Source organism: Photobacterium makurazakiensis, from assembly GCF_050336715.1.
Classification (GTDB): Bacteria; Pseudomonadota; Gammaproteobacteria; order Enterobacterales; family Vibrionaceae; genus Photobacterium; species Photobacterium makurazakiensis.
In genome coordinates this window covers 41,928-52,888 of sequence record NZ_JAKJSJ010000049.1, presented here as the reverse complement: position 1 = coordinate 52,888, position 10,961 = coordinate 41,928, and the positions used below count along the sequence as shown (strand labels likewise).

The following is a 10,961-nucleotide window of genomic DNA, read 5'->3' as shown; positions in this document are numbered from 1 at the left end:
CAAATATACATACTCCATCTATCTATCAAAGAAATAACGAATCCCACAAAGATCAAATTTGTGATGAAGATCAAATAAAATTTGATTTATTCACGAGAGATTCATAAGTAAACTCCAACTGAAAATTGAGGCTATACGCCTTGCCTACCGCTTTTTAGGATCTAAAAAGATTACACTTGTAAGGACATGCCGTTTGAACCTTTCGATAAAGAATAAACTTTGTCTGACATTTGCCGTTATCATACTGCTTATTTCAGCTATCCAAACATGGTTAACCAGTGAACGCTTAATTGCTGACGCTAATCGCTCTACAAAGCAACTTGCAACATCACTAAGCCAGTCAACAGTAGGTACTATTAATCAATGGTTAACAAATAAGGCATTAGTTACAAAGTCTGCTATTAATGGGTTTAATCAAACCACAGATCCTATCCCAGAGCTTGCCCAAGCCATGAATGCCGGTGGGTTTGACTTAGTTTATGCCGGTAAACAAAATGGCGAGATTATTATAAGTAAAGAAATCTCTTTTCCTGATGATTATGATCCTCGCCAACGCCCGTGGTACATCGATGCAACAGCAAAAAATGGCACTATCGTTACAATGCCCTACATTGATGCTTCAACAGGCCAGCTTGTTATTACGCTTGCTGAACCCTTTACTGCGCAGTTCGCACAAGGCGTTATTGCCGCAGATATGTCTATAGACGCGTTAGTGCAAGAGATTTTATCGGTAAATCAAACTGGCATGTATGCCATGTTATTAAGTGGTGATGGTTCAATCATTGCTCATCCAGATTCATCATTAACACTTCAACCGTCAACCCGCGCCAGCCAAGATCTAAACCAAACCAGTATCAAAAGGCTAGGCAACAGCCTTGAATTAGCTGAGATGGTTGTTAGTGGACAAGAAAGCCTAGTTAGTATCCAGCAGGTGCCTAATACCAATTGGTATTTCGCATTAGTGTTAGATACCGATATCGCATTTGACCATATTGATGACGCTTTATTTGATGCATTGATCATGACGTTATTACAGCTAATTATCGTCATTGGCGCAGCACTTGTACTGATCGGCCGTGCACTAAAGCCGCTAACCCAACTATCGAATGCAATGAAAGATCTCGCGGAAGGTAACGGTGATTTAACGCATCGTTTAGCTTTCGATAATAAAGATGAGATTGGTCAATTAGGCAACTACGTAAATGCCTTTATCGAAAAACTTCACGTTTCAGTCACTGGTATTTCTAACTCCACAGAGCACCTTTCCCAACAAGCCAAAACCAGCCAAACTCTGGCAACAAAAACAAGTGAAGCTTTAGTTCATCAGGTCGGTGAGATCACTCAGATTGCAACCGCCATTCATGAAATGTCTGCTACTGCACAAGAAGTAGCAAGCCACGCTGAACAAACGGCAGGTGCTGCAGTTGCTTCACACAATAGTTGTAATGATGGTAAAGCGGTTATTAGCCGTAACCAAACTTCAATTACACATCTCGCAAACCATGTTGAAGACGCTGCAAGCATCATTAAAGAGTTGGAGAACAACGCACAGGGTATTAATGCGATTCTTTCAACAATTCAAGGTATTGCAGAACAAACTAATTTGCTGGCATTAAATGCCGCTATCGAAGCAGCACGTGCTGGTGAACAAGGACGAGGATTTGCTGTTGTTGCCGACGAAGTGCGTGTTCTCTCTCAGCGTACACAAAGCTCCACTGAAGAAATTCGTAGTATGATTGAAACGCTACAACGTAATACTCACAGTGCGGTTGAAACAATGCAGCAAAGCCAAGACCTAGCAACAGGAAGCGTTGAAGAAGCTAGCAATGCCACTATAGCGCTTGAACAAATAACAACGTCTATTGAACATATCTCTGACATGGCGACACAAATATCCAGTGCGGCAGAAGAGCAACGTGCTGTTGCAGAAGAGATTAGTCGTAATACTCAGGCTGTGAATGATGTTTCAGACCAATTATCTGTTGAAGCAAAGCAATCACAGCAAGTTTCAGAAGAGTTGAATGAAATTGCAGGTCACTTAGGTAGTGAAGTCAAAAAGTTTAAGATTAACTAGGATGCTATAAACCATTCAATAGTCCTTAGTTGTCATCACTTTAGGTGTTGAACAACAAACAAGATGAAGCACTGAACGTGGATACGTTTGGTGCTTTCTTTTATTGGAGTACAGTAAATTGTGTATTCTCAACATAAGAGTATTCATTAATTATACTGATTTAATTATGTTCAATGAGTGATTCAACTATAAACTCAGCATTAGCGTTAAGCTCTACTTGCTTCTGTAATAAAAGTTCAAATTCGTCAGCTGGCATGGGCTTGCTAAATAAATAACCTTGACCAAAATCGCAACCTTTCACTTTTAAATAGTCGATGTGCCATTGCTCTTCTATACCTTCAGCTACCACTCTTAAGTTTAACGCTTTTGCCATAGCTATGATGGCATTAACCAACTCACGATCAGCATCATTTTCGTGCATATCAAAAAGAAAACTACGATCAATTTTTAATCTATCAAATGGGAACTTCTGTAAATAACTTAATGCTGAATAGCCCGTTCCAAAATCGTCAATCGTGAGCTTTACCCCCTTTGATTGCAACCTATTCAATAAACGTAGAACTTCCTCATTGTGATCAAACAATAGACTTTCTGTCACTTCAATATCGAGCTTGTTCGCAGGTAAACCAGATTGCAATAGCGCATAACGTATTTGCTTATATAGTTTGTCACAATACCTAAATTGAACACTCGAGAAGTTTATCGAAATATTCAGAGGTAAAATACTTTGCCATTTTGCAGCCTGCGTACAGGCTTTATTAAGAGCTAGCTCTCCTAGAGGATGTATTAACCCATTTTTTTCAGCGAGAGGAATAAACTCTTCAGGTGATATAAACCCGAGTTTTTCATCATTCCAACGCATTAAGGCTTCAGCCCCTACTATATGATTTGATGCTAAATCAACAATTGGCTGATAGTACAGTTCTAACTCCTCATTGCTGATTGCTTGACGCAGCCTAGCATCGAGATCTAAGTTGCGTTGTACATCAATATTCATGTCTGGCGTATAAAAACTAAACCCATTTCGACCTTCTTGCTTCACGCGATACATTGCAGTATCAGCATTGGCTAATAGCTGCTCTGCATTGTTACCATCTTGTGGGTATATCGAGAGACCAATGCTTGTTGAAAGAAAAACTTCTTGGTTGTGCCAGATAAAAGGCTTGTCAAACAATGTCAGAATCGCCGAAGCCATTAATTTTGCTGAACGAACACTATTAAGGTCTGGAATTATCAGTAAAAATTCATCCCCACCTAATCGAGCTAATACATCTGATTGGCGTACCGAATATAACAATCTATTCGTGCCTTGCTGCAAAATATAGTCACCTGCCAAATGACCTAATGTATCGTTAATTTTTTTAAAGTTATCAATATCTATAAACATAACCAACAAAGTTGAATGATCGCGTTTAGCCTTCAACAGCTCTTTCTCTAATCTTTCATTGCCATATTTACGATTAGGTAATCCTGTCAGCGCATCATGTGTTGCTTGATAAGCTAACATATCTTCAGATTCCCTACGCTTTTCAATTTCTTCAATTAATCGCTGATTCTGGGCTGAAAGTAATCGCTGCTGTTTATGGCTGACTTTAATTTTAGTTTTTAATGTAATATTAGCGTTGTTAATAATAAAGATATACATCACCCCTAAAACAACGGGTACAGCAAGGAATGACAAGCATGCGATGAACCAACCAGAAGTATAAAAGTCTTTTTCATTAACAGGCTCGAACCACGTCTTCAGTTTAAATGGTGTATTCTCTATTTTGCTCTCAAAATAAATTTTGTTTTCTAATTCTGCACCTTCAACCGCCGAATCACCATTGTCTAATGAATTCCATATTAAGATATCGCCTTTATCGGTCACTAGCTGCATTCTGCTGTGACCTTCTTCATATTCTTGCGCAGTTAACTGATCAATAATGACTTGATTATTTATGACAGCAACTAAAAATGCTATAGGTTTACCAGCATGTTGAACCCGCTTAATGAGTTGGATATGAAGACCGCTATCACTTCTCACCGTGCGAATTTTAAATTCATCTTCGCTAAACACTGGATATTTATTTTGGTCGATATTCAGCGGCTCTTGTGACTTAGTCTTGGCAATAACTGTACCATTAAAACCAATTAAACTAATATGGTCATATACTGGTTTACCTTTGATTTCGGTATCAGTAACCAATAATTCAAACTCTCTATTGAGATTAAATAAACTCGCACCTAAACCGTACTTCATTGACATACCGGATGCTACATTAGCAAAAAAAACCTCTATGGTTTTATCTTCGGTAAGATCAGATAACTCATCTTGAGTAACGCTAAAAAAATACTCAAGCACTCTATCATAGCTATGAACTTTTAAACTTAATTCACTAAACTGCGACTCTTTCAGACGAGTTTGCCCCAGATTAGTTACGGCCAAGATCAACACTAAATATGCAGACAATAATGCTGCAGTAAGAATAATTAAGCTACGACTTGATAGCTTGTGCTTCCATTTATTCATAAATCCTTAGTTGTACCATCCATGAAATAATCACCATAAAAATAAAATATTGATGGATAATGTTTTTTTACTAGTTTTTGAAAACTACCATCCTTTCTTATTCCATCTAGATATTCATTAAAGGCCTGCCTTAGCAGTGGAGAACTCTTTCTAAATGCAGCCCCCATTTTTTGTTCCTGTGATATTGGGCCGATAACCTTTATTTCACCCGGCCACTTTTCAAGCGCAATCAAAGCATCAGCAACATCTAAGAGTGTTGTTTCAGCATCATTTTTTAAAATCGCAGGTACCATTTCATTCAATTTACGATCCGGCTCAGGCAGTATAACGTTAGCCCCCGTTTCATAGAGGTTGTATAAGTTTGGGTCTAAACATGAGAATTCTAGTGCCAGAACATCTTTTCCCCTAATCATACGTTTAACACTACTGATGTCAGCATCAATTGATTCAGCGGGTTCAATGGGTGATAGATCTGAATCTGACCGTGCAACTAACCATACTCCTGATATAAAATAGTCATCAGAAAAGTCAGCCAGCTCAGTGCGCCACTCAAGAATTGTTGCACCATTAGCAATAATATCTCCTTCTACGGTCCTCTTATCACCCCAAGAAAATTTATTATTACTGTAAAGTACATCTTGTCCAATAAGCTTGCCGATCACATCATGCCATTCGGCAGGTACGTATTGATACTCCACACCGATATGCTTGGCAAAACCCTTTATTAGTTCAACATCTAATCCACTTAACGACTCAAAGTCACCTCTTTTAATATAAGAGACAAAATTTGCATAAGGTACTCCAATATGCCTTATAACACCGCTTTCTTTTATTTCTGGTAGATCATATGCCAATATATTTTGACTATAGAATAGACTTCCAGCAATAAACAATGAATGTGTTAACGATTTGAGCATTTTTGTTTTTATCATTTAAGTACTCTTGATCTATATCTAGCCGAATAAAGCACCTAACACTGTTAGGCGCTATAAGAACTATGACATTGCTTCAAATAAATGTTGAATGGCTTCGACTAAATCTTCTACATCTTTTTCATCATGGAATAAATGGGTCGAAATTCGTAAGGCATGCGAATCTGCACTATCCTCAGCATACAATTTGAAGCTTGTTGTACGAATGATAAAGCCATACTCATTTCTCAATCTATCTCTGAACTCTGTCAGCCTCTCACTTTCATCAAGGCCAAAGGGGTTAAATGTCGTTAAACCACTTGATAAGCTATCTACATTCGGGGAGAAAATATAAGCATTAGGCAGAGCGTTAGTTAATAACGATTTGCACAATGAACCAAGATATAAGACACGTTCTTCAATTCTATCGCGGCCGATGTCATCCCACATTTTACAACTATCAGCCAAAGCCTGCTTTGCTGGATAATTATCGTTGCCGACATATTGCATCTGCAGCTGTTTACCTAAATAATCAGCATGCGACAAAGAAGAGTTAATTAACCACAGTGAATTATCACGGTCGGCCCAATATTGATCTAATCGACTTGCATTATCCCTTACATACAAAATTCCGGTTGCGCCAGGACCACATTGCCACTTATGCCCCGACCCTGCATAAAAGTCACAATCTAAATCATGAAAATCTAAATCGAGCATGCCAATAGTATGGGCGCCATCAATAAGAGTGGGTACGGCATACTCTTTTGCTAATTCACATAATTGCTTGGCTGGTAATTTGGTACCCGTTTTATAGGTAATATGGGAAAACATCATCAAACGAACATTGCTGTATGCATTCAACGCTTCTCTGAATACGTTAACATATTCTTCTTCCGTAACTGATTCAGTCCCAGTAAACACCGGAAGCTGCACTTCAACCACTTTTACGCCAAAGCGTTGCTTAACCACATTCAACGGTGAAGTTCCAGCAACGTGTTCATGATGAGTAGTTAAGATCACATCCCCTTCTTCGAAATGTAAGCCGTTAATGATGGAGCACATACCATCCGTAGTGTTACGACTTAAGATAAGCTCATATGCCTCAGCACCGAAACCTGGTGCAATGCCAGTCACCATTTCAGAAACATACGGCCATGAACCAAACTTTTCATCCATATCCCATGGATATTTTGCAACTGTTTTATTATTTTCGGTATATTCGGCCAACACATGCTTTGGCATTGAACCTGTGGTGCCAATGTTCATATACGTTGTTCTTCTATCGAGAAGAAACTGCTTTTTTATTTTTTTCCAAAATTTTTCATCTTTTCTGTCGTGCTTTAAAAAAGCCACCCCATCATTTTCAAGATCAGATGCATTTGCACTATTTGCGATTAGTGAGCTACTTAGTCCTGCAATTGCAAAAGTCGCTGACTTCTTCATAAATAGTCGGCGGTTTTGGCTTTCAGCTTTATCTAATTTATTTCCCATTCCAATCATTCCCTGTATGGATACTTAGATGAAGTATGTAAATAAATGCTAATAAACAATACCAAATGTTACAACGCTGCTAATCAGTATTTGTCAGCAGCATCACGCTTATTGAGTAAATAGTTAAAATGAATGTGATCGATTGAAAAGTGACGTTGAAATTATGGCTATATATTCAACAATCAAATGGATAATAGAGGTTTAACGAGGTAAAAAAACGGACATTCCAGTAATAATTTCATTTGCCATTTTTTGAATGCAAACCGTTTTTTCATGACCATTACGCATAATTAGATCAACCGAAGTATCAACGAAAGGCATAGATTCAATTGGAATGGCTTTCAAGCTGCCATTTTTGATTTCTCTCTCAACACATACTTCAGGTAGCAATGTGCCTCCTGTTCCGGATAGGGCAAAAATCTTTAGTGCTTGAAAGGAGTTACATTCTAGAACCGGACTCAACTGAAAGCTATGAGCAAGTTCAAATTGGCGAACTATCTGTCTGATACTAAATGAATTATGAAGTAGAGCGAGTGGAATTGACTTTAACGTCTCAATTGAACATTTATCTAAATGGTTTAACTCACTATAAGGGTTAATAATAAGTGATAGCGGTTGAAATTTTTCACTGTGGAGAATATCGATCTGTGGAGTAGAAGGGCAATTTAAGACTAAACCAATGTCAGCCTCCTCTTGACGAACCTTTCTGATCACGTCGTCTCCACCGCAAACATCTAGCTTCAACTTTACACCTGGGTACTTTTTTGAAAAGCGCGTTACCGAGTGTAAAATTAAATCATCAATAAAACCGCCTCCCGTCACTAAACGCAAAGTACCGGTTTTCAATTCCTGCATATCAGTAAGATACGATAAGAATTCGTTCTCTTTATGGTGGAGCTCTTTTATATATCGTGTTAGTTCTTTACCAGCTTCCGTTAAGCTGATCCCTCTACCCAATCGAGTGATCAGCTGTACTTCAAGCTCTGATTCTAATTGTACGATTTTTCGACTAATTGCTGATGGAGCAACGTGAAGCTGTTCAGAGGCTCCACGTATACTTCCTGCATTAGCAACAGCTTCAAAATACTTTAATGCGCGATTATCCATATCTCTGCTACAACAATTTAAGCAAGTAATCGTTGTACCAGATTCACCCAATAATTAGCACCTATTTTTAGCATATTGTCATTAAAGTCGTAGTGCGGGTTATGTAAACCATAATCACCACCGGTTCCAAGCCAAATATAACAACCGGGATTTTGCTCCAACATAAAGGCAAAGTCTTCACCGCCCATACTTGCAGGTGGATTAAGGTGTACTTTGCTGATCCCAGGCAATAGCTCTAACGTACTTAGACACTCACGAGCTTCATTCTTGGTATTGATCGTTGCTGGATAGCGGCGAGTATAATTAAATTCAACGCTACAACCCTGACTTTCAACAACTGCCTCAACAAGCTGCTGCATACGAGTCTCAATCAAATCACGAACATCTGGGCAGAATGAACGCGTTGTTCCTTTTAATGAAACATCTTCAGGAATAACGTTATAAGCATCACCGCCATGAATTTGTGTAACACTAATAACACCAGACTGCTGCGGGTCAATATTACGGCTGACGATACTTTGCAAAGCTGTCACAACTAAACTTGCCGCTTGAACTGGGTCTGCCGCTAAGTGTGGCATCGCTCCGTGCCCACCTTTACCTTTAATAACAATGTCAAAAGTATCAAAAGCTGCCATTACAGCACTGTCATGTACAGCTGCCTCCCCAGCAGGTAAGTTTGGCCAATTATGAAGTCCATAAACTGCTTTTACAGGGAACTTTTCAAACAAGCCATCTTCAATCATGGCTTTTGCACCCGCTTCATTCTCTTCAGCCGGCTGAAAAATAAAATGAACCGTGCCAGCAAAATCAGGGTTCTTTGCCAATACGTGAGCTGCGCCAAGTAGCATCGTTGTGTGACCATCGTGACCGCAAGCATGCATTTTACCTTGATGCACAGAGCAATGGCTAAACTCATTAAGCTCTTGCATCAACAATGCATCCATATCAGCACGAAGTGCGATAGCATCACCACTGCCTTTGTTACCCTGTAGCGTTGCAACAACGCCTGTTTTTCCTATACCACATGTTACTTCAAGGCCAAGTGCTTTTAGCTTTGTCGCGACAAATTCTGATGTTCTGAATTCTTCATAGGCAATTTCAGGGTGGGCATGAATATCACGTCGCCACTCTATCATCTGCTGCTCGAATTCTTGACATAGTAGTTCATTCTCTTTCATATCACTTATCTCAAATTGTTATGATGTTATTATTATGAGCTGACCCCTTTTTAATCAGGGGTCGCCATAGATGTAATCAAACCTAAAGTAGAATGTTGGCAACGAAGGCTGAACCAATAAACGTACCGGTAAATACTAGAATAGAAATAAGCACGATCTTAAAGCCTGACTTCTTGAACGTGTCTATCTCTAGCTTGCTAATTGCCAAGCCTGAATAAGCTAAAACGGGGGTAACAAGACTTAAAAAGTTAATCGACTGAAGATTTGTCACAATCCAATCAGCTGCAGGAAAAATCGGTAATGTTAGTCCCACGCTAACAATTGAAATCCAAGCAACCGATGGTAGATAAAATGGCATATATTTGGCCAACACTAAACTAACAAGCACCATTGTGTAGATGATAAACATCCCTAACAGTGCTTCTGTCGGCGCAATCCCTGCCCCAGCCCAGTTTGAGATCAGTGCTATGATAGAAACAAAGAATAAAACCAGTGCAAATTCGATTAAATTAATGCCGCTATTTACGTGGCGTTTTTCGATTACCTCAGACATTTGAATCACTCCCTAATTCAGCTTCTACCTGCTCACCTTTTTTCTTTGTCAGCACTTTATAAAGTTTCTCAGTCAACGGTAATGCAACAAACAACCCAATGAATAAGCCTGTCGCATTCGTTAACAAGTTACTCGCGCCAGCTAGTGCTAAAATCTCATCTTTCAAGCTTGGGTACATTTCTGATAATGATGCAGAGCACGCCGCAGTCATACTGCCACTCCCAACCCCACAAGCCATCGCGAGGGCTTTAACATCGAACAGACCTAAGTTGGCTAAAACTGAGGCAAGAATTGCAAAATAAAGTGTGCCAAACATAGTACCCATAACGTACACACCCATTACACCGATCCCTTCTGGATTCTTTAATCCGTACTTATCAGAAATCAGCGCAATATTAGGCTCTCTAGCAATCGAGAAACAAGCACCAACAGACTCTCGTCCCATCTTAAGCAACAATATCGCTACTGGCATTGCAATTAAAATCGTTCCCAAGTTGCCTAATTCTTGGAATATCATCGCAGGACCAACGCTTAAAATTTTATCTAAAGAGGGGCCGATTAATGTGCCGAATTTGGCAAGAAATGGCATTACTGCAATTAAAATAATCGGCGAGGCTTTTTCAGCTTGTTCGACAGAGATTATTGATTTGGCTTTCTTTACAATATTAGGATTAATAAGTAATCCTAATATAAATGAATAAAAGAGTGGAAGCAGCACAATACTGCTGGACCCTATTGGAATTTTAATAACCCCAATCATCTCTGCGATAATAGATAAAGCAATGACGATAAAATGGAGCTTAAAGTTTAACAGTTGAGCTTTAATGCTATCCATGTACTGACTTCCCTTGTCATGTAAAAAACACCTTCTACTGACCATTGAACCACGCAGTAGATTTAACAACCAATGCTATTATTAATAAGCTGCGTTCTAAAAAAAGCAACACTGACGATAATGCCTTAATCATTAAATACTTATATCTTACAAGGTTAAATTATAAACAAAGATAAAGACAAGTAAGCATCACTAACAAGTAACACCAATAAAGGTTAATAAACCACAGTAATAAAAAGAGGCAGTCAAACAGACCGCAATGAAACATAATAGCATCATAATTGATTGTTTTAGGTGGAT

The 10,961-nt window shown here is 38.9% G+C and carries 8 protein-coding genes; 1 reads left to right on the top strand and 7 read right to left on the bottom strand.

All coding sequences use genetic code 11. The features are described from left to right. Nucleotides 1–193 precede the first annotated feature (193 nt). On the top strand, nucleotides 194–2,074 hold the full coding sequence (locus tag L4D09_RS20465; RefSeq protein ID WP_428459384.1) for a methyl-accepting chemotaxis protein: 1,881 nt from the start codon (nucleotides 194–196) through the stop codon (nucleotides 2,072–2,074). Between the two features lie 160 nt (nucleotides 2,075–2,234). Here L4D09_RS20465 and L4D09_RS20460 read toward each other — a convergent pair whose 3' ends face one another. From L4D09_RS20460 to L4D09_RS20430, 7 genes are all read right to left on the bottom strand, one after another. After that, nucleotides 2,235–4,586: a putative bifunctional diguanylate cyclase/phosphodiesterase gene (locus L4D09_RS20460; RefSeq protein WP_428459383.1), complete on the bottom strand. Its 2,352-nt coding sequence runs from the start codon at nucleotides 4,584–4,586 to the stop codon at nucleotides 2,235–2,237. Continuing rightward, entirely contained in the window at nucleotides 4,583–5,515 is a 933-nt protein-coding gene (locus L4D09_RS20455; protein ID WP_428459386.1) for a transporter substrate-binding domain-containing protein, read from the bottom strand. Before L4D09_RS20455 ends, L4D09_RS20460 begins: the two co-directional genes overlap by 4 nt. Nucleotides 5,516–5,581: 66 nt before the next feature. Further along, entirely contained in the window at nucleotides 5,582–6,988 is a 1,407-nt protein-coding gene (locus L4D09_RS20450; RefSeq protein ID WP_428459382.1) for an aminotransferase class V-fold PLP-dependent enzyme, read from the bottom strand. A gap of 201 nt (nucleotides 6,989–7,189) precedes the next feature. Then, entirely contained in the window at nucleotides 7,190–8,095 is a 906-nt protein-coding gene (locus tag L4D09_RS20445) for a LysR family transcriptional regulator (protein ID WP_428459381.1), read from the bottom strand. A 17-nt stretch (nucleotides 8,096–8,112) separates the two neighbouring features. Then, nucleotides 8,113–9,273 (bottom strand): M20 aminoacylase family protein, encoded by a 1,161-nt coding sequence (locus L4D09_RS20440; protein ID WP_428459380.1) that lies wholly within the window; start codon nucleotides 9,271–9,273, stop codon nucleotides 8,113–8,115. Nucleotides 9,274–9,355: 82 nt separating this feature from the next. Further along, nucleotides 9,356–9,826 carry a hypothetical protein gene (locus L4D09_RS20435; RefSeq protein WP_428459379.1) on the bottom strand — a complete coding sequence of 157 codons (471 nt, stop codon included), beginning with the start codon at nucleotides 9,824–9,826 and terminating at the stop codon, nucleotides 9,356–9,358. After that, the gene (locus L4D09_RS20430) at nucleotides 9,819–10,661 is read right to left on the bottom strand and encodes a DUF3100 domain-containing protein (RefSeq protein WP_428459378.1); all 843 of its coding nucleotides are present in this window, start codon (nucleotides 10,659–10,661) and stop codon (nucleotides 9,819–9,821) included. The genes L4D09_RS20435 and L4D09_RS20430 overlap by 8 nt, the downstream gene beginning before the upstream one ends. Nucleotides 10,662–10,961 lie beyond the last annotated feature (300 nt).

Bases quoted from the DNA above. Each gene is read 5' to 3' on its own strand.
- L4D09_RS20440 (WP_428459380.1), bottom strand. From the start codon at position 9,273: ATGAAAGAGAATGAACTACTATGTCAAGAATTCGAGCAGCAGATGATA.
- L4D09_RS20460 (WP_428459383.1), bottom strand. From the start codon at position 4,586: ATGAATAAATGGAAGCACAAGCTATCAAGTCGTAGCTTAATTATTCTT.
- L4D09_RS20430 (WP_428459378.1), bottom strand. From the start codon at position 10,661: ATGGATAGCATTAAAGCTCAACTGTTAAACTTTAAGCTCCATTTTATC.
- L4D09_RS20435 (WP_428459379.1), bottom strand. From the start codon at position 9,826: ATGTCTGAGGTAATCGAAAAACGCCACGTAAATAGCGGCATTAATTTA.
- L4D09_RS20445 (WP_428459381.1), bottom strand. From the start codon at position 8,095: ATGGATAATCGCGCATTAAAGTATTTTGAAGCTGTTGCTAATGCAGGA.
- L4D09_RS20450 (WP_428459382.1), bottom strand. From the start codon at position 6,988: ATGGGAAATAAATTAGATAAAGCTGAAAGCCAAAACCGCCGACTATTT.